Annotated in this window: 16 protein-coding genes and 1 tRNA gene; 8 read left to right on the forward strand and 9 right to left on the reverse strand. The window is 45.1% G+C overall.

Going from position 1 to position 20,224, the window contains the following annotated elements; translation table 11 throughout:
- Nucleotides 1-25: 25 nt before the first annotated feature.
- Complete coding sequence (locus tag EXM22_RS12335) at nt 26-1,249, reverse strand: LeuA family protein (protein WP_149486817.1); 1,224 nt, start codon at nt 1,247-1,249, stop codon at nt 26-28.
- 280 nt (nt 1,250-1,529) lie between these two features.
- On the opposite strand from EXM22_RS12335, the gene EXM22_RS12340 reads away from it, so the two are divergent.
- The 7 genes from EXM22_RS12340 to EXM22_RS12370 all read left to right on the forward strand — a co-directional run bounded on the left by EXM22_RS12340 (nt 1,530) and on the right by EXM22_RS12370 (nt 7,077).
- A tRNA-Gly gene (locus EXM22_RS12340) sits at nt 1,530-1,600 on the forward strand.
- Nucleotides 1,601-1,650: 50 nt separating this feature from the next.
- On the forward strand, nt 1,651-2,499 hold the full coding sequence (gene nfo / locus EXM22_RS12345; protein ID WP_149486818.1) for a deoxyribonuclease IV: 849 nt from the start codon (nt 1,651-1,653) through the stop codon (nt 2,497-2,499).
- Between the two features lie 108 nt (nt 2,500-2,607).
- Complete coding sequence (locus tag EXM22_RS12350) at nt 2,608-3,501, forward strand: hypothetical protein (protein WP_149486819.1); 894 nt, start codon at nt 2,608-2,610, stop codon at nt 3,499-3,501.
- A gap of 122 nt (nt 3,502-3,623) precedes the next feature.
- Complete coding sequence (locus EXM22_RS12355; RefSeq protein ID WP_168203487.1) at nt 3,624-4,460, forward strand: DMT family transporter; 837 nt, start codon at nt 3,624-3,626, stop codon at nt 4,458-4,460.
- Nucleotides 4,461-4,533: 73 nt separating this feature from the next.
- Entirely contained in the window at nt 4,534-4,959 is a 426-nt protein-coding gene (locus EXM22_RS12360; protein ID WP_149486821.1) for a VOC family protein, read from the forward strand.
- Between the two features lie 250 nt (nt 4,960-5,209).
- Nucleotides 5,210-5,695 (forward strand): hypothetical protein, encoded by a 486-nt coding sequence (locus EXM22_RS12365; protein WP_149486822.1) that lies wholly within the window; start codon nt 5,210-5,212, stop codon nt 5,693-5,695.
- A gap of 5 nt (nt 5,696-5,700) precedes the next feature.
- Nucleotides 5,701-7,077 carry a family 1 glycosylhydrolase gene (locus tag EXM22_RS12370; RefSeq protein ID WP_149486823.1) on the forward strand — a complete coding sequence of 459 codons (1,377 nt, stop codon included), beginning with the start codon at nt 5,701-5,703 and terminating at the stop codon, nt 7,075-7,077.
- Nucleotides 7,078-7,121: 44 nt separating this feature from the next.
- Here EXM22_RS12370 and EXM22_RS12375 read toward each other — a convergent pair whose 3' ends face one another.
- The 7 genes from EXM22_RS12375 to EXM22_RS12405 form a co-directional block, all read right to left on the reverse strand.
- The gene (locus tag EXM22_RS12375) at nt 7,122-8,528 is read right to left on the reverse strand and encodes an FAD-dependent oxidoreductase (RefSeq protein ID WP_149486824.1); all 1,407 of its coding nucleotides are present in this window, start codon (nt 8,526-8,528) and stop codon (nt 7,122-7,124) included.
- A complete protein-coding gene (locus tag EXM22_RS12380; RefSeq protein ID WP_149486825.1) occupies nt 8,525-9,208 on the reverse strand; it encodes a response regulator in 684 nt (227 codons plus the stop codon). The genes EXM22_RS12375 and EXM22_RS12380 overlap by 4 nt, the downstream gene beginning before the upstream one ends.
- Nucleotides 9,205-10,776 carry an ATP-binding protein gene (locus tag EXM22_RS12385; protein WP_149486826.1) on the reverse strand — a complete coding sequence of 524 codons (1,572 nt, stop codon included), beginning with the start codon at nt 10,774-10,776 and terminating at the stop codon, nt 9,205-9,207. The genes EXM22_RS12380 and EXM22_RS12385 overlap by 4 nt, the downstream gene beginning before the upstream one ends.
- Before the next feature lie 82 nt (nt 10,777-10,858).
- Nucleotides 10,859-12,580 (reverse strand): flavocytochrome c, encoded by a 1,722-nt coding sequence (locus EXM22_RS12390; protein ID WP_149486827.1) that lies wholly within the window; start codon nt 12,578-12,580, stop codon nt 10,859-10,861.
- 341 nt (nt 12,581-12,921) lie between these two features.
- Nucleotides 12,922-14,928: an FAD-dependent oxidoreductase gene (locus tag EXM22_RS12395; RefSeq protein ID WP_210411472.1), complete on the reverse strand. Its 2,007-nt coding sequence runs from the start codon at nt 14,926-14,928 to the stop codon at nt 12,922-12,924.
- Nucleotides 14,925-16,091: an oxidoreductase gene (locus tag EXM22_RS12400; RefSeq protein WP_149486828.1), complete on the reverse strand. Its 1,167-nt coding sequence runs from the start codon at nt 16,089-16,091 to the stop codon at nt 14,925-14,927. The genes EXM22_RS12395 and EXM22_RS12400 overlap by 4 nt, the downstream gene beginning before the upstream one ends.
- A 133-nt stretch (nt 16,092-16,224) precedes the next feature.
- Nucleotides 16,225-17,241: a LacI family DNA-binding transcriptional regulator gene (locus EXM22_RS12405; protein WP_149486829.1), complete on the reverse strand. Its 1,017-nt coding sequence runs from the start codon at nt 17,239-17,241 to the stop codon at nt 16,225-16,227.
- 136 nt (nt 17,242-17,377) lie between these two features.
- Here EXM22_RS12405 and EXM22_RS12410 point away from each other — a divergent pair, with 136 nt between their 5' ends.
- Nucleotides 17,378-18,172: a 3-ketoacyl-ACP reductase gene (locus EXM22_RS12410; RefSeq protein ID WP_149486830.1), complete on the forward strand. Its 795-nt coding sequence runs from the start codon at nt 17,378-17,380 to the stop codon at nt 18,170-18,172.
- A 63-nt stretch (nt 18,173-18,235) separates the two neighbouring features.
- Here the strand turns inward: EXM22_RS12410 and typA are convergent, their stop codons facing one another.
- Nucleotides 18,236-20,068 carry a translational GTPase TypA gene (gene typA / locus EXM22_RS12415; RefSeq protein WP_149486831.1) on the reverse strand — a complete coding sequence of 611 codons (1,833 nt, stop codon included), beginning with the start codon at nt 20,066-20,068 and terminating at the stop codon, nt 18,236-18,238.
- Nucleotides 20,069-20,224 lie beyond the last annotated feature (156 nt).

Consider the following 20,224-nt stretch of genomic DNA (forward strand, 5'->3'; position numbering starts at 1 on the left):
TATTGAGTCTATCCTGTTGGCGACTTCAGCTCTGGGGACTGTGTAATCCGTAGTCTGACATAATGGCTTTGAATTCATTTATGTTCAGCAATCGTCTTTTCTCGGCTCCCATCTTCTTCACTTCTTGGAGAATCAAATCAACTGTCCCTCCATCTACATCTACGATACCCAGGGATTCAAGGGTATAGACCACAGACATCCTGCCACTTTTTTTCCCTAAGGCCACATCTCCGGTTTTCCCTAGCATTTGCGGATCAATGGAGAACATGGCAAGAGGCTTCTTCATCACCAGGTCGACCCCGATGCCGGACTCTCTCGTATAGTTAAATTTTCCAGTGACTGGTTTATTCCTGGGAATGGGAATCCCTGTCAACTCTGAAAGGTATTCACATAGGGCAGTCAGTTTATGGATGTCATAATGATTATCCACTCCGTATAGGAGTTTCAAACATAGAATCAGGTCTTCTAAAGCAGCATTCCCTGTCCTCTCACCCATTCCATTCACACAGCTGTGGACAACAGATGCACCCGCGGTGACTGCCGCCAGCTCTGTGGCAACTCCCATTCCAAAATCATTGTGAGTATGGATTTCTATGGGAAGCTTGGACATTTCTTTTGTTTTTTTGACTAAATAACGGATGGCCTCTGGAGTCGCGCAGCCCATTGTATCCACAATACCAATCGAATCGGGCAAAGCGTTCTTGCATATTTTTTGAATGAGATTATCATAATCCTCTTCCCGGGCTCTCGTCGTATCATAAGGGAAAAAGACGGCGTACAGGCCTTTTTCTTTTGCATAATTAATTACATCTGCACTCTTATTATAAACATCCTCCCAGGTCCAGTTAAACTGATACTTCAGTTTGGGATACCCGATGGGAACTTCAATCACAACACCATGAGCCCCACAATCGACAGCCATATCGATGTCTGATTTCATGGCTCTTGCAAAGGTAAAGATCTGGGCGTTCTTGACTCTCTTACTTATTTCTTTAATGGCTTCAAAATCTTCCTTTGATACAGCGGGCATACCCGCTTCTATTCTTTCTATCCCGATGGAATCAAGCTGCTCGGCAATTCTGACCTTATCATCCTTTCTAAAGACAATCCCGGGAGTTTGCTCTCCATCCCTAAGAGTCGCATCATGGATGATCACCTCATTAGGAATTGACAACGTCTTTTGAACCTCATCTATATAATTAAAGGGGCTAACCCACCAGCTATTTTCTTTATAGTACTTGTCTTTCATAATGACTCCTAAAAATTAGATTTGATCCCGTATATGGCTGCTTTTGATATTCAATCAATTTAATTTCAAATCCAGTTCTGCACAGATTCTACATGGTCATATACTGATTTGTCAGATTTTTTTAGTTTTTTTTCATCAATCGCTTCTCTCAGGATTGGACCTCCATCCGCCTGAGGCAAAGCTCTCGTTGTATTTTGATTCGAATGGAAAAGGAAGAATGCCAATTAAGAATGTTATTGCCAAAGGGGCGAGCAGAGTTTACCATGGGAATATAGACCATGCGGCCGTCGTATACTGGTATTACCCCAGCTTCCCAAGCTGGAGAAGCGGGTTCGATTCCCGTCGGCCGCTTCATATTCTACCAACAACAATAGACAAATCCATGTAAGGAAGCAGAAAAAATGGAGGACTCAAAATATATCGGCCCCCATGTCAGCATTGCCGGCGGCATTGAAAATGCCCCCCTGAATGCACGTAAAGTTAGCGCCACAGGATTTGGGATGTTCACAAAGAACCAAAGGCAATGGGTAGCCAAAGATTTCACAGAGCAGAGCATCCAAAACTTCAAGAAGAATATGAAAGAGTGTTCATTCACTGCGGATGCGGTACTCCCCCACGACTCCTATTTGATTAATCTGGGCCATCCAGAAACTGAAAAACTTGAAAAATCAAGGATTGCCTTTCAGGACGAAATAAGAAGAGTGGAGCAGCTGGGACTCAAATACCTGAACTTCCACCCGGGAAGTCACCTGAGGTCCATAGCGCCCTCAGACTGTCTGGACCGGATTGCCCAAAGCTTGAACCAGGCCATTGACCAGAGCGAATCGGCGGTGCTTCTCATAGAAAACACGGCAGGACAAGGGTCCAATATGGGCAGCCGCTTCGAAGAGATAGCCCGCATCATTGAAGGAATCAAAGACCAGACAAGAATCGCTGTTTGTCTGGATACCTGCCATCTCTTTGCGGCCGGTTATGACTTGAGGACTCCCGAATCCATGGACAATGTATGGACAGACTTTAATCGGATAATCGGTTTCAACTTCCTAAGAGGGATGCACCTCAATGATGCTAAAGCTACATTAGGGAGTCATCTGGACAGGCATCACAGTCTGGGAAAGGGCAATATTGGCTGGGAAGCCTTTGAGATGATAGCTGCCGATCCCCGGTTTAACGGGATACCCCTTGTTCTTGAAACCATTGATGAGGCTCTCTGGCCTCAGGAGATCAACACATTATTAGAATATAGATAATCACCAAAGACCTCAGAATGCAGATATTCAGAATTAATTGATTTACATTGAAGAATAAATCTTTCATACTTTTTATCAATACTGTTTGAAGGTGTAAATAGAGAGACGATGAAGAAAGGAATGATTTTTTCGCTGGGATTTTCCCTATTACTCATTTCTATGAGTTGTCAACTGTCATCGGATTACGACAGCAGCCACAATGAGAACTTCCAGGGAGTTTGGGAATCTGAGGATGGAAAGCAAATCAAGTTTGAAGATGAAAGTATATTCCTGAATTTTTTGGATGCCTCAGATCTAAGCTGGGAGAATGATGAGACAATTCTTTACATAAGCAATGAAAGCGAAACTAAAGAATACAACTATCGATATGATTACAGTGATAAGGTGCTTTACATCTTCAGCGAAGTGTTTTACCCCAGTGAGAATGATTTTGCCATGCTCTCTTCAGATCAGTATATTACAGATATTTTTGATTCCTATGTGAATCCCCTTGATACATTTATAGAACAGATTGTAACCCTGACTCTGGAAGAAGCCGATCCTGCTGAAATTTCAACGGCTACCATAGACGGAGATTCTGTTATTATGGATGAATCCATCGAACATGTCAGCACCATAACCACCACGTCCTATTATGACGGCATGGATCCCGTATCATCCACTATAAGCTCTACTTGGTTGACCTATCATCCTGATAGCGAATTTGGCAATGGATCTGTTGTCCCTACATTTACATACGAAACATCAGAGGATGTGATTACCCTTGATGAGGTAGAGTTCGGTCCGGTCAATCTGGTGGGAACCTGGTCAGAAAATGGAACCGACACTGATTTTACGGTATCAACAGACGGCACAATTGACGGCACATTGGATGGGTATATTATTGACAGGGATGGAACTGATTACATATTCAACAATGGTTTGGGCTCTGAGTTATCTCTGAGTTATGATACAAGCAATGATGAACTGATGGCAGATGGCACTGTTTATCAGAAAATATAAATATTGTAGTCTATTCCACCATCAACGAACTTTAGGATTGACTGCATAAAAAATGATGATCAGCTCCATTATCCCAATGGGATATGCTGACAGCTTGATCTCATATCTGTACAATGCCTCCCATGGTCACGTTATTCGCCTCATTATCCGCCTTAACCTATGGTTCTGCAGATTTTTACGGGGGTCTGGCTTCCCGAAAGAGCTCTGCCACGGCTGTCGTTGCCTGGTCACAGGGAGTGGGACTCTTAACGGCCCTGCTTGCCGCACCTCTTATGGGCACCTCCTTTGTTGAAGCTTCAGACATTTTTTGGGGAATCGCCGCCGGTCTGGTGGGAGCCTCAGGTGTGGGTATTTTATACAGGGGACTGGCTACAGGACTAGCCTCTGTTGTGTCTCCCATGGCGGCCCTCACCGGGGCAGTCCTTCCTGTTTTCTTCGGCCTCATCACAGGAGAAAGACCGAACCTGCTGACATGGTGCGGTATAAGCCTGGCCCTCCCAGCAATTATATTGCTCTCGGCAGAAAAGGAGGAAAAGAAGGATCATGTTCTACAATCCCTGAAAATGGGATTTCTGTCCGGCATTGGGTTCAGCGGATTTTTTATTCTCATTGCCCAGAGCGGCGACAATTCCGGGTTGTGGTCCCTGGTTGCCGCCAGAGCCGCCACGGTCCCTTTATTCTTAATCATTACTCTCCTGCGCCGACACCCTCTGTTCCTGACAAGGGGAAGCAGTATCCATGCAGTCTTGGCCGGTGCTCTGGATATGGCTGCCAATATTTTTTACCTCCTGGCAACCCGGACTGGTTTTCTTGTAACAGCCGTGGTCATAACGGCCCTGTATCCAGCACCCACAGTCTTCCTTCAAAGGATGGTACTCCAGGAAAAACTGAGCAAATCCCGAGTATACGGTTTGATTCTGGCCATAGCCGGAGCAGCGATGATTGGAATTGGCGGCTAAAACAGAGAGCGAATTCATAGACAGACAAGAGAATCTGTGGTGAAATTATGAAACTCTTGTAAGGAAGAACACCATGAATCCAATGACTCCCATGAACAATAATATTGCAGCGTCTATGAAGTTTCACCATATTGCCATAAAATGTGCCGATTTTGACAAATCAAAAGCCTTTTACACCGAAACCCTGGGCATGAATGTCGCCCTTCAGTGGGGAGAAGGTGATGATCGAGGATGTATGATGGACATCGGCGGCGGAAGTTATATTGAAATATTCGCAGGAGGAACCAAAACTGATTCTCCTGAAAATTCAGTAATCCATTTTTGTATCCTCGTGGAGGATTGTGACCTCTATTACAATAGGGTCCTAAAATCCGGCTATGCGGGTAAGGATGCTCCTTTTGACCTCGTGATCAAAGCCAAAGAAAAGGAACTCCCCATCCGCATTGCATTTGTGTACGGTCCGGATAATGAAGTCATTGAGTTTTTCCAGTACAGATAGAGAGATTCTGCTCACCTAAGAACAAAGGTTGAATGGTATACCGATTAGGTTTCTGCCATTTCACCGTGACTATCTCTGCCCGCTTACTGAAAAAGGATCACCGGAACACCATCTGCTCATCCTTTTTCCTTTGATGAACCATCCGATGATCCAGAGCAATAGGGCTTAAAAAGCTTCCCATAGAAGCGATATAAGTGATAGATTATTTATATTAAAATCAACATTTTTTAATTTTAATCAGGAGAAATACATGAAAAAGAAAAATATAATTTTCTTTCTATTCACATTATTTACCATAAGCACAACTTATTCCTACACGGGATTAGGAGCCGCCTATACCTTTGGGTTAGACAGCGAAGGCAACAACAAGGGGGCCGCATTGAGCATCAATACTCCAGCGATTCCCGGAACCGTTCAGAATGTCAGATTAGCATTCAATGGCTCCGAATATTTCAATTTCAGTATCAGTGATGACTGGTGGGTCATACAGGAGAATATCTCCGGCGATCTGGATTTCTATGTTGGTCTCGGTTTCTATACAGGTATTGTCATAACTGAAGATGATAGCGACTTCAGCCTGGGCGGCCGTGTCCCAATCGGGTTAACAATGAAACCCATCGACTTTCTGGAGTTTTTCCTGGAAGTAGCCCCTGCCATGGGAGTAGGATTCAAACCGACGATTTACTTTCCTTCCTGGAACGTCCAGGCGGCTCTTGGAATGCGCCTCTGGTTCTAAAGGGAATGATCCGCACCCTGGCTTTGATTCTCATTTTCGCAGGAGGATTGGCTGGGTGCCGCAGCTATAGGGGAAACACACTCCTTCACAACCCGGAAGGCCATGAAAGTCTCCAATTCGGGACCTGCCAACCTGGAGCAATCTGGCCTCAGGAAAACAATCACTTCAAGAGTTCTCCCCTGGCGAATGAACGCTACAACTGGGCAGCTTATCTTCAATCAACAGACAAACAAAACCTTTTTGATGATATGGGAATTCAGTGGGTTCGCAGTGATTTTTCATGGAAAAGGATAGAACCACAACAGGGAGAATGGAATTTTGAGCAGTACGACTGGCTGATAGACGGAGCTGTCCAAAGAAACCATAAAGTACTGGCTCTCCTCGTATACGATGTTCCCTGGATCTATGAAAAAGAAGGTACGAGCCGGAATATTACCAAGGATGAACGTGAACACTATCTGAATTATGTCAGAACCGTGGCCCGCCGATATGGAGAGAAAATCGGAGGATTTGAGATATGGAATGAGCCAAACTTTCCCCGTTTTTGGCGAGGAAGCGACGAAGACTTCTTTGCCCTCACCAGAGAGGCCATTCAAGTTCTAAAAGAAGAAGCACCCGGGGTTCCTGTTGCCGTGGGAGCCTTATCCTATCATCCCATGATGGGTGGAAAATCATTTTTGAAGAAGATGATGGCCGCAGGTGCTCTCGAAGGTGCCGATGCCCTGTCTCTTCATCCCTATTCCATGTCCCTTGAGGCCGCTGCCCACCGAGTAGCCGATGCTAAAGCCCTCCTCAGGGATGAGGGTTATACCCATCAAATATGGATCACCGAAATGGGTTTTCCAACAACTGGACTCTATCCGCATAAGGTGTCAATTGGAAACCATTTTAACAAGACGGTGAAGGCTCTGACTCTGATGACCGCAGCCGGTGCAAATCTGATTACCTGGTACAAGGTCTTTGACTCCTACAATCCCGAAGACATCCGATTCATCGTTCCTTCCGAACGCAGTTTCGGCTTGATGAGCCGAAAAAAGGAGTGGAAACCCGGTGCCTATGCTTTTGCGATGATGACATCTGTACTGAATAACAAGGAATACAACCCATCCAGACTGGTGCTGGAGGGCCTTCAAAAATCACTGTTACAGGCATTTTTATATGATGACAAAAACGGTGAGACCATCATTGTAGTTTGGTCCAGAAATCCCGGGAAAAACATTGATATTTCTGTAGAAGGAATGAATGAGTTTCAGATCATTACAGAAGATTCATCTTATAAGGGTTCCCCGGAATCCGTGCTTGTAAGTAGCGGGGCTCCTCTTGTTATAAAAGGTGAATCGAATGACAAGATTCTCATAACTGTGAGGCTGGACGCAGAATAGCCAAAGGTCTAAGTGAAAGGATTCCCCCTGCCGTCCTGTGAGACTCAAGGATCTTCGGAAATATCCCGGTCAAGAGCATAAACGGCAGCTTCTCTTCCCGCAATTTCACCAAAAACCATGGCATCAATAAGAGAATTCCCTCCCAGACGATCTTTACCATGGATGCCTCCTGTCGCTTCGCCGGCGGCATAGAGCCCCGCAATAGTTCCGTCCTGGGTGTCCAAAACCTGAGCCTGCTCATTAATTGCCAAACCACCCATGCAGTAATGGATTCCCGGTGTGACTTTGATCGCATAATAGGGAGGATTTTCAAGGGGGACGGAGAGGTCCTGCCTCTGAAACAGATTGTCCACACCTTGTCGTACAGACTCGTTCCAGACTTGCAGAGTCGTTTCCAGATTCGTTTCAGGCAATGCAATTTTTTCTGCCAGAGTAAGGATCGTATCTCCCGCCCAAACCAGTTCTTTTTCAAAATAATACTCCGAAGAGAGAAGACTTTCTCTCACACCCTGATCAAATATCAACCAGATAAAGTCTTCATTTTCTTCCTGTATTTTCCGGGTCAAAACCTCACGGAAGGCCAATTCGTCGGTGAATCTCAGACCCTGACTATTCACGAGGATGCCTCCATTCCCCCTCAGAGCTTCGGTGATTAGAATTCCGAAATCGGGTTCGACCGTGGGATGGGTCTGTATATCTTCTAAATGAACAAGCTTAACAGGCAGATCTCGGGTGAGGTTGATAAAATCTCCCGAAGCGCCCGGTGAATTGGTTGTATTGAACCCTTTCATTTTAGGATTATACCGGACGACCATTTCTAGATTGCCGCCAAATCCACCGGTGGCGATGATCACAGAACGGGCTCGAATCCGATATTCCCGTCCGGTAGGATTCTGGACTAAAACCATGAGGCTGTTCTTTTTTTGGGTAATAGAAAGGGCCTTGTTTTCCGTCCTAAGGTCAATCCCCTGCTTGGTCACAGCCCGTAACAATACAGATGTGATTTCCCGCCCCACGGGAGAACCGCCAGAAGGACGAAAGGTCCTTCGATGACCGTGCCCCGCCAAGAGGCCCCTGTCAGATAAATCTGCACCTTGATCCTGCAACCACTTTAGCGCCTCCCCACTGTGTTCTATCATGATCCTGATCAAGGATTCATTCCCCTGAAAATGCCCGGCCTCCATGGTATCTCTCTGATAAGCCATCTGATCCTGAGTGGACAGTGCCGCATTAAATCCTCCCGAAGCCCGGTTACTGTTCCCTCCAGGGTATGACATCTTTTCCAGCAGGATAATCTTATCCGTATATAGTCGACTCTCCATAGCGGCTCTCATGCCGGCAGCTCCAGCGCCAATGATGACAATATCCGCCCTCTCGGGAATATACTTCGGAGCCACCAGCAGAAAAAAGACAGCCAGTACGGTTATAAAAACAGAGCTAAGAATTCTCACAGATGATCCTTTAAATGATAATAATGTTGGGGACGCCCCACCTTGCCATACTGAAGTTCCACTGTCAGTAACTCCTGTTTCTCCATAAAATCTAGGTAGCGCCGAATGGTTACCCTGGCAATTCCGAGACGTTCTCCCATCTGTTCGGCCGTGAAGGGTTCCTTGGTCTTCATCACCTCATCATGAACCGTTTTATAAGTTTTATAACTCATCCCCTTGTCCAGATCATGAGACTGATGAACCGGCTTTTCCCCGGTTTTATGAAACATATGATCCAGAGAGTCCTGATCAAAATCCCGAACGTTCTGGATTCCCATGATTCTTCTATGGGCATCCTCCAGGGCGTCTGTAAACCGCTCGAGGGTGAAGGGTTTTACTAAATAATCCAGGGCTCCCAGATGCAGGGCCCTTTCCACTGTTCCCGGACTATTATCGGCAGTGATGAAAATGACATCCAAGGATATTTTTCTACTCCGTATCCACTGGAGAAGATCAGGCCCGCGGCCTGTGGGAAAATAGACATCCAGCAGAAGGAGATCAAATTCTCGTCTGCTGAGGAGATCCTTTGCTTCAGCCAGACTGGACGCGATGACAATGTCTTTGACAAATGACTGTTTGGAAGCAAATTTTTGATTAATCTGCCCAACCATGGGGTCATCTTCCACTATAAGAATATTCATAAAACCTCTTCTTCAATATAGGGAATTTCAACAATAAATTCAGTATGTCCCGGTCTTGTTTCAAGAGAGATATGCCCGTCCTCCCGGTTCACCCTTTCTTTAATCAAAAAGAGCCCAAGTCCCCGATCAGGGCCTTTGGAACTGAACCCCCTTTTAAAGACATGGTCTACATTGGCAATACCCTGTCCATTATCCCTTACTAAAATACGGAGATTCTGACCGCTTTGATAAACACCAACTTGAAGAATGCCATCAATATTTCCAGCCAACTCTTCTAATGCATTTTCTATGAGGTTACCGAGGATCAAATTCAGTGTATCCGACATGCCTTTGAGATTGGGGAGGAAACTTTTATCATCAAGATAAAATTCACATTGCTGTTCCTGGGCCTTGTTGTATTTCCCAAGGAGCAATCCGGCTACAGAACTATCCTTGATGCGGTCACTCAAACGGCCAACAATGGATTTTCTATTCCGGCTGATCCCTGTGATGAACTGAACGGCTTCATCATATTCCTCCAGCTGTATGAGACCTGATATGGTATGAAGCTTGTTTAAAAACTCATGATTTTGAGCCCTGAGCCCCTCATTGATCTGCTTTATCCCAGTCAGCTCTTCCGCCCGAAGCCGGACAATCGTGAGATCCTCCATAACGAGGGTCGCTCCCAGGACTTCATCTCCTGACTCTGTAAATATGGGTTCGAAACGGCACTGAAGAGTCAACCCTGTCAGAGAGAGCAACTCTAATGAAATGGTTCTCTTTTTATCCAGACAAAACTGAAATCCCTGACTAAAAAAATAGGATTGAACGGACTGATTCAGATCCCATTCTCTGAGGCCGGCCAGGCGTATGGCTGATGCATTAAAATAAATAATATTGCCCAGTTGATCTATGGTGACAATACCTTCTTTCAGGTTCTCCAATGTCATGGCACGCTGTCCCAAAAGACGAGAGATTTCTTCCGGCTCCAGGCCGGACATGGATCTTTTAATGCTGAAAGACAGGAGAGCCGAAGAATATAGGCTGATAAACACTGCCAGAATAAGAAAAAGACTGAAGGTTTGAATATTCAGTCTGATATCCTGGTACATCCGGCCATTGAGAAAACCTGTAATCACCAGTCCCACAAGTTCTCCCTGGTAAAAGACCGGGGCGGCGGCTTCAACCGCTGGAAAACGGGATGTTCCTGTCCGGCGGACCCGGACTTCCGGAACGGAAGATGTGAGAATCGATTGTATAAAAGGGTCCTCCTCCCTTGTTCCCTGCAGGGCAGGTACGGTATGAGAATAGTAATCGCCAAACTTGTTTAGAACATAAATATATTGTGTTCGTGTGGAAAGCTTCAGCTCATCCATTCTTCTTTGGATCGGGATGCTACCATTGGGAAGGGTCAGGTTGTACTGAAGAGATTCCATTTCTGATATGGTAACAGCCAAATCCTGTGCTGAAAGTTCCAGCTGAGTCTGCAGGGTGCTGAACCATTGCTGTATAACGAGAACACCCGTCAGCAGGAGGATGGTTGTTGTAAACATTCCTGTGGCCAGTGATATTTTACGATTCAGCTTCATAGTCCACCAGTATATTCCTACAGAGGGGAAATAAAAAAGCGATTCCCCTGGGGGAACCGCCTGTTTATCTGAATATCTACTCTTATTTTACGTAGGAAGCTGCCTGAGTTCCAGCAATGCGTCCATAAATTGTGATATCCGCCATGGCATTACCACCAAGTCTATTGGCTCCGTGAACACCACCTGTGACTTCACCTGCAGCGAAGAGTCCTGTCACCCACTCACCGGATTCATTAATAACCTTGGTATCTGTATCGATCTTAAGCCCACCCATAGTGTGGTGTACAGCAGGACCGACTTCTACCATATAGAATGGAGGATTTTCAATTTTTCTTGGTAAATCGGCTCTACCAAAATCAGGATCACTACCGGAATCTACATATCCGTTATAGGTATCAATGGTTGCCTGCAGTGTTTCCCCATCGAGATCCAAGGCAGAAGCCAATTCGGCGATACTTCCAGCTTCAGTCAGAAGACCAGAGGTCGCATAATGCTCAATCGCTTTTAGAGACTCTCTCACACCCTGATCAAAACAAAGGAATACTGTTTGCCCTGTCTGAGCAAGCTCAGCATCAGATACAACATCACGAGTTTGAAGTTCAGAGACAAATCTTTCGGCTTCTCTGTTCACCATGATAGCTCCATTACCACGAACCGCTTCTGTGATCATAGTATTTTTTACTGGAACAACAGTAGGATGAGTCTGAATCTGTTCCATATCAACCAAAGCGACATTCAGAGGCTTAACGAGTTCCAGAGCATCTCCGGTAGCTCCGGGATGATTGGTTGTACCAAAACCCTTGAGTGCAGGTTTAAATTGAACAATTTTTTCAGGGCTGGATCCAAAACCACCTGAAGCAATGATGACGGCCTTGGCTGTTATATGATAAATACCATCAGCAGTTTCTACATCGACTCCATTCACGACACCACCGTCTGCAGTAATGGCTACAACCTTGCTACCAGTACGGATATCTGCCACTTCTTCAGCCACTTTATCAAGTACAGAAACTATATGAGCACCAATACTGGCACCACCGGTGGGTCTATGAGTTCTGGAGTTGGTTGAACCACCCAAGAAACCCACATCAGAAAGATCCGCGCCCAGAGATGTGAGCCAGTTGACATTGTCTTTAGATTTCTCGGTCAGAACTTTGACCAATGCGGGATCATTTAGATTTTTTCCACCCTTCATAGTATCTTCAAAATACTGCTCTACCGAATCTTCGATTCCCTTGGCTTTCTGCTGGTCAGTATAGGCCGCATTCAGCCCTCCGGTGGCGTAATTTGTATTTCCACCTACAAAGGCCATTTTTTCTAGTACAATGACCTTGGCACCAGCATCCGCGGCTGCTTTTGCTGCAGACAGACCGGCTCCGCCAGCCCCGATAATGACGATATCAGCTTGGTCGTCTTCCAATGCTGTGGTAGCTTCACTCTTAGAAACTGCATCTTGAGTCTTACCAGTGGAAGCTTTTGCCAGGGCTGCCTGTATGGCAGTGATCATTCCTTCGGAAGTTTCCGATGCACCGGAAATAGCGTCTATGTCTCCTGAATTTTCTTTGATAGCACTTTCAATCAGAGCATTTATTGGTTTCAAACTGAATTCAGATTCAGGATTTTCAACCAGTTCAATGGCTTCGATAGCCTTATCACTGACGGTCACAGAAACAACGATGGTTCCACCATGCCCTTTTCCTTCACCTTCATAAGTCCCTGCATTGTAGAGGGCTTTACCTGAACAACTGATAAAACTGACAATCAGAATTGCCAGAATCAGAGAATTTCGAATCATTTTCTTCATATCTCTTCCTCGATTTAATAGATAAATTATTAGCGATTAGAAGATACTCCTTGAAGAACATAAAGACAATCATTAAGTTGTTTATGTGCGTTTTGGTCTTTTTGGTCTCAAAAATGACCCGTCTATTTTGATAAAAAGATCCCTGATAAATAGCAGGCTCTGTCCATCCCTGTTTGGAATAAAGCCGGTTCTGTTCGTATGAGGGGGTTATATTGTTACTGATTAATGGATTTCATACCCGGGAGTTATCCTCAAAGGGTACCCAAATCCAACGGCTTCAAATAGAGAAGCATTGAACTTGAGTACCTCCAGCTTTCAGATAAAATGGACTCTAAGGCCTTTTATTTTGCCTTTAGATATGCATTTTCCCGGTAATCCTTCCACATCGTTTCAAACCAAAATTCCTCGGAAGGCAGGGCTCTGCAAGGAACAAACTGGAACTCAATATCACCGGAGCTGCTATTTTTCAAAACCTGTATATATTGATTAAGATCTGTATTGCTTTCTTTAAAATTCCAGGAAGAACTTAAAAGAGGATGTGATTCAGACCCCGATTTATCTAGTACAAGAAAAGAACCGCGGCTGCCTCCCTTTTCTTCCAGATAATGTCTGATGGCAGATAGATAATAGACTTGCGCCAAGGCCAATTGACGGTTTTTAAGTGCAAAGGGAATCTGTTCCCGATTCAGAAGCTTCTGAGTGGTGAAAGAATTCACCTGTTCCTTAGCCTCTGCTTCAGCTTTCTTAGCCGAATCAAGAGACCTTACAAAGCCTCCAGCAAGGGTCATTCTCTTCTGAAACTCTCGTCGATACTGAAAGACGTCTATTCCTGTTGAGTTATTCATCAAGGCCTCAATTCTTTCCAGCCACTGCTTTACCTTTAACAGTACACCCTCACGAAGAGCCTCTTCATCCAGCACTGGCTCCCTGTAGGACCGGGCAATTTTTATAGAAGCGCGCAAAGCTCCCACCTGCCCAGAATTCAGAGCTGACCCTCCCGGCCGGTATATTCCATGAGTACCATTGACTTCTCCCACAGGAAAAAGTCTCTTAATATTCGTGGATTCCCACCAGATATCTCCAGAAAGCCCCCCATTGTTATGTTGAGCACAGACTGCGATTTCCAGAGCTTCTGAAGTAAGATCTATCCCATGATCTTTATATAGCAGGATGGCTGGTTCATTGATTTGTCTCAACCTTTCGATTGGGGTGTCTCCGTCCGCACGGGAGGATTGAAGGTATTCTTGAACCTCCGAATTCTGATCCTTTAAAGAGAAGGATTCTTTTGGTCCTTCAGGGTTGATACGGAAATCCATAAAAACCCTTCGTCCCTTAATCTCTCGTTCTATGTAAACAAGAAGATCTATGAGAGAAGACCCTTGATTCTGAATTTTCTGAGGATCAAAAGGCCATTGATACCCCTTTAAAAAGATAGCATGGCAAAGGCTCTGCATGGAGTCAAAATATTGGCTGAGAAAAAACTGCCTGTCATTCCCTTCCCCATCGGTACTGTAATAACAGGGCATAACCTGTTGATAGCTTCCCGAAAGGTTCCACCTGAATTTGACCGAGGCAATACCGAACTGAGACTCTGTAAGATTCACCGCTTCGGCACCTGCTTCCAAGGCCATACCTATACCGCCACGGTGCATGGAAGGGTAAACAGAAGTTTCATATAGTCCACCCGGTCCTCCCACACCTAGAACAGTGTTGTCTGCTAGGTAGATTTCCAAACCAAAAACTTCGTTGTCCAGGTTTCGTTTATTCAAAGCCAAGACACCAACAGCCCTGTCTTCATCAGTCAGGACGAGGAGAACTTCTCGATGATCCAATACTGGAATATCCAGACGCTCCACTTCTTTTGCCAGAGCTTCGGTCATGGCTTTGGAGGTATAAGGTCCCAGAGACACGCCTCTCGTGAGAGGATCATGATCTGTTTTATATCCTGTATATCCACCATAGGGATTATGAGGAAAATCGACTCCCAATGAGACAAGATGGTAAAAACTGTTCAGTGAGTTTTGAGCTTCCACAAGTGCAATATCCCCATGCATACACCCGCCTGCTGCCAGGGATTGAGCCATTGCATAGGGAGAATCTGGAGCATGGCCTGCATCTGCCAGCTTATAGTAAGTCTGTTTGTCTGAACCTGTATTTCTTGAAGTGCCTCCAAGAAAATTGTCCGTGATTATAATAAGGTCTTCCACTCCTTGCCGTCGCAGCCTTTCGGCACAGCATAGCGAGGCAGCACCACTGCCTACAACCAGAGTGTGAGACCGGTTGACAGGAACAGCTATTGTTTTCCCACCCCACGGTAACATCCAGACTTTTGTTTCTGGAGGATTCATTTATTTCTATTTTTCCATAAGTCTTTGTAATAATCATTGTAGAGAATACAGCCGTCATTTTTCTGGGCTACCATGAGCTTACTACATCCGGAGCAAGCGGTGCAGTAGTTCACAGCTTCACCGGTTTTTACTTTTTCAGGAAACAGAGGATCAGCAAAAGATTGACGACCCCAACCGGCACAATCGGCATAACCCTTTTGGAGATTCTCATCTGCCAGCTCCAAGGCTCCCTCTTTCAGGATGGAATAAGCAGACCCGATGACCATCATTTTCGATACAATATTTTTGGCCCATCTGGCGTAGCGGAACTGATGGAGATACAAATACAATGAAGGAGGAGTCGGTCTGGTTATTTCACTGGTAGTTCCAGGAATCCCAGCTGAAATATTCACATAGTCCATATTCAGTTCTTCCATGAGTTGAATGACTTTTTCCATTTCACTCAAATCCTCGATGATCTCATCAGGACCGCCGGTACCACAGCCCCCTTCAATGCCTTCATAGACAGAGATACGGGAGCCAAGGATGAAATCAGGATTCTTCAAACGAGATCGGATTTCACCTAAAGACTCAGTTAGAAAACGGGTTCTATTCTCAAAAGAACCACCCCATTTATCATCGCGGACATTCCCGGGACGGAGCATTTCACAGCCGAAATAGCCATGGCACATTTTAAAATCGACGCCATCGGCTCCTGCTTCTTCTGCCAGAAGAGCGGCCTCGACAATGGCGTTCTTGATATCTTCGACATCCTGAGTGGATAAGAGTTTCTCTCCTTCGGCAGGATTATAGAGAGCTGTCGCAGAAGAGTGTGATTTCACAGCCTTGCGCCCCGAATGAGTCACCTGGAACAGGAGAATGGTCTCGGGGGCTATTTTCTTAAACTCAGCCACCAGGGTCTTGAATCCATCAAGGTTTTCGCGGTTTAAAATCATTTGATTGACACGAGCCAGAGAGGATGGATCTGCCGAGAGGGCTTCTACAACGACAACGCCCCAATGACCGGAAGCCAAATTTTTATAGCGATCAATAGCTCTTTTAGATACGGAACCACCAGCTTCGCCGTCATTAGCTTCCATGGCCTGAGAAACAAACCTGTTGACAAGAGTTTTAGTTCCGAGAGTTCCTTTTTTGAATAGATGGGGATATTGATTTTGAGACATTCCAGTCCTCCTGTTTTATTGCATGCAATATTATCCAGTGAAAGTTTGAGCATGTCAACTATCTCTAAGAAAACTCTGCCCGGCCTCATTCGTATCAATGTCTAGGGATGGGACAGGTCAAAAAGACAGTACATCAAGAAAGAGTTTGCCCCTGGACATAACTGACGGTGAGTATTTCTTTCAATTCCTTCTGATCTCTGTCAATGATATTAGATTTCAGCCATTGTCCGGCCATCTTTCCCAGTAAAGGAATAGAGAGGCTGATAGTGTCAATTTTTCTTCCAAGAATATTCTGTATGGGTGAGTCATCAAAGCCTGTGAGCATGATATCTTCAGGAATTCTCAAACCAGAATACTGGCAAGCTTGCAGAAAGGAAAGCGCAATGAGGTCATTAAATGCCAGGACAGCATTAAACCCATTCTCCTGAACCCATTGAACAGCTTTAGACGGGATTTCATCCAAAGAATGAATATCAAGGGATGATGTTTTATCAAAATGGATTCCCTTTTCTCTAAAAAATTCAAGAGCAGTCTCATAGCGTTCCTGGGAAACTGCTGGGAGTTTTTCGAATCCGAGATAGCAGGGCCTAAGGCCCGCACCCTTTTTATCAATCATCTTTTGCGACAGAAGTCTTATCCCTTGAGGAACATCGTAGGCTATGAAATTCCCATTTTTCGATGTTCTATTCAGTAAAATGTAAGGAATAGACCTGTTATTCAACTCTTTTTGAAGTTTTAGAGAAGGACTGGTAAAAGCAAAAACACATCCATCAATTTGCCCGGTTTTTTTCCGTTCCAAAAACTCAAGATTTCCATCATTGACCCTGGTTATAAAATTCAATCGGACTTCACCGAATCCCTCCTGAATGGATTCTATCAAATCAGACATATTGTAAAAAAAGTGGGTCAGCTGATTATTTGTTTCCGGAAGGAAGAGGTGTAGATTCAGGATCACACGGTTAATATGTTTCTTGATGACTCTTTTACGGTATCCCATCTTCTCTGCGGTATCCCGGATCTGACGGGATCGTTCATCACTGATAAGAGAAGAGTTATTCAAAACCCGGGAAACAGTACTCGTTGAAATATTCAACTCTTCAGCTATATCATAAACAGTAATTCTCTTTGGCAATTCTGTCCTCTTTTCCATAAATCTTGGCTTGAATGATACCCTGATTGCCTGTTGAGTGCAATAAAACAGATCTTAAACACAGCTGATGCCGTCGGGGGATATTGACATAATTGCACGCAACAATAAAATAATGCAAAATAAAGGAGAGTCAACCATGGCCCATAAACAGAAAGTTATCCTGGTAACAGGTTCAAGCCGGGGAATAGGAAGAGGGATTGCTCAGAAGCTGGCCGAGAAAGGTTTCAGTGTCGCTGTGAACTATGCAGGGAATAGAGAAGCGGCAGAAGAAACATTGTCATTATGTCGCGAAGCTGCCGAAAAATCAGGACATACTGGCAAATTTGAGGCATTTCAGGGTGACATTTCTGATTCTGCCAGCCGCCAGACTCTCCTGGATTCGGTAATCCGTCATTTCGGAGATATACATGGTCTTGTCAATAATGCGGGAGTGGCTCCCAAAGAACGGAAGGATATTCTGGAAATGACAGAGGATTCTTTTGATCGGCTGATGGGGACAAACCTCAAAGGCTCTTTTTATATGAGTCAGCTAGTATCTAAATATTGGATGACTCTTCCCTCTGAAGAACGGGGATTCCGCAGTCTTATATTCATAACATCCGTTTCTGCCGAGATGGTATCCATCAACAGAGGAGAATACTGTATGGCCAAGGCCGGCCTCTCCATGGCAACAAAACTGTTTGCCCGGCGTCTAGCCGAAGAGAACATAGGAGTGTATGAACTCAGGCCTGGAATTATCCTGACAGATATGACAGGGGCAGTAAAAGAAAAATACGACAGCCTCATTGCGGAGGGTCTTGTCCCCCAAAAACGCTGGGGCTATCCAGAGGACATTGGCAAGGCCATTGCCAGCCTCGCAGCGGAAGACTTCCCCTTCTCTACAGGATCTGTTATCCATGTGGACGGAGGACTTCATATTTCCTCCCTCTAATCCCAATAAAAAAAACCCAGTCACAGACTGGGTTTTTTTTATTATCATTCAGGATAGTGTCTGTCAGCCTTTCTTATCATTCACCTTACGGGCTGATGCCGCAAGGAGAACCTTCCTTAGACGGATGGACTTGGGAGTAACCTCCATCAGTTCATCTTCCCGGAGGAACTGGATACCACGTTCCAGAGTCATAGGGATTACAGGAGTCAAAACAACAGCATCATCCTTCCCAGAGGCACGAACATTGGACAGTTTCTTGGTTTTACAAGCATTCACATTCAAATCATTCTCACGGTTATGTTCTCCCACGATCATGCCTTCATACACAACATCGCCGGGGGACACAAATAGCTGACCTCTGGGTTCCAGATTGTAAAGAGCATAGGGAACGGCTTCTCCGGTTCTATCGGCAATCAAAGCCCCGGAATGACGATCGGGAAAATCTCCGCGATACTCTTCATAATCGGAAATGAGAGAGTTCATAATACCAGTTCCTCTGGTATCGGTGAGGAATTCATCCCGGTAACCTATCAGGGCTCTTGAAGGGACTGAAAATTCAAGACGAACCCGGCCATGCTCATGATTAACATAGCTGACCATTCGTCCTTTCCTCTTGGAAAGTTTTTCTGTAACGACGCCGGTATACTCTTCTTCACAGTCCACATAGAGATGTTCAATGGGTTCCATGACTTTCCCATCTTTGTGATGAAAAATAACTTCGGGACGTCCTACGCAAAGCTCAAAACCTTCCCGTCTCATCGTCTCGATGAGGATAACCATCTGGAACTCTCCCCGCCCCTTGACGACAAAACCTTCCTTATCTGGAAATTCCTCTACTTTGATGGAAACATTCAGCATTGTCTCTTTTTCAAGACGCTCCCGTATCTTACTGGACTGAACGAATTTTCCCTCTTGCCCCATGGTGGGCGACGTATTGGGTGTGAAACGCATGGAAACAGTCGGTTCATCAACGGTGATCCTCTTGAGAGCCTTAGGATTGACTTTGGTACAGATCGTATCTCCGATATGCACATCTTCAATCCCTGCCATAACCACAATATCTCCAGGGCTGGCCGAGTCTGTTTCCTTGAGAGAAGGCCCTTCATAGACCTGCAATTTTGTAACATTCAAAGAAGCCTGTTTGCCTTTATCCTTGATACAGACAAGGGCATCTCTTGATTTAACATGCCCATGAACGACCTTGCCAATGGCAAGACGGCCCAGATAATCCGAATAGGACAGGTCGGTCACCAACATCTGAAAGGGTTCAGCATCATTGTAGGATGGAGGGGGAATTTCTTTGAGAATTGTATCCATCAGCACATGAAGATTCTCAGTCTTATCCTCTAAATTCAACTTGGCGATTCCTGCACGGCCATCGGCAAAAAGAACAGGACATTCCAGCTGATCATCGTGGGCATCCAGATCAATAAGCAGGTCATAGACCTCACTGAGAACGGCCTCTGGACGAGCGTCAGGCCTATCTATTTTATTTATGACGATGACGACGGACAAACCGGCATTGAGTGCTTTAGCCAGAACAAACCGCGTTTGTGGCAGAGGGCCTTCAGAAGCATCAACCAAAAGTAATACACCATCTACCATTGACAGTGCCCGTTCTACTTCTCCACCGAAATCCGCATGCCCCGGGGTATCGAGGATATTGATTTTGACACCTTTCCAAACGATGGAACAGTTCTTGGCGGCAATGGTGATTCCACGCTCCCGTTCAAGATCCATGCTGTCCATCAGCCTTTCTTCTGTTTCCTTTCCTTCTCGAAAGGTACCACTTTGTTTGAACATTGAGTCAACCAGAGTGGTCTTGCCATGGTCAACGTGGGCTATAATGGCAATATTTCTCAGTTCTTTATTAAAACTGTTGTTATTATGGGGCATTGAAGTTCCTTATTTCATTCCAATATTTAAATTCTAGTCACAGTACTCTATTCATGAAGGAAATTCCATAGAGGAAAGGACTTAAAGCTAAATATGTCAAGCTTTTCTTTTTTAGATCTCTTTTGACCCTGAATGGGGTAATATTCGCAGAAAAGA

It is taken from the genome of Oceanispirochaeta crateris, assembly GCF_008329965.1.
Lineage (GTDB): Bacteria > Spirochaetota > Spirochaetia > DSM-2461 > DSM-2461 > Oceanispirochaeta > Oceanispirochaeta crateris.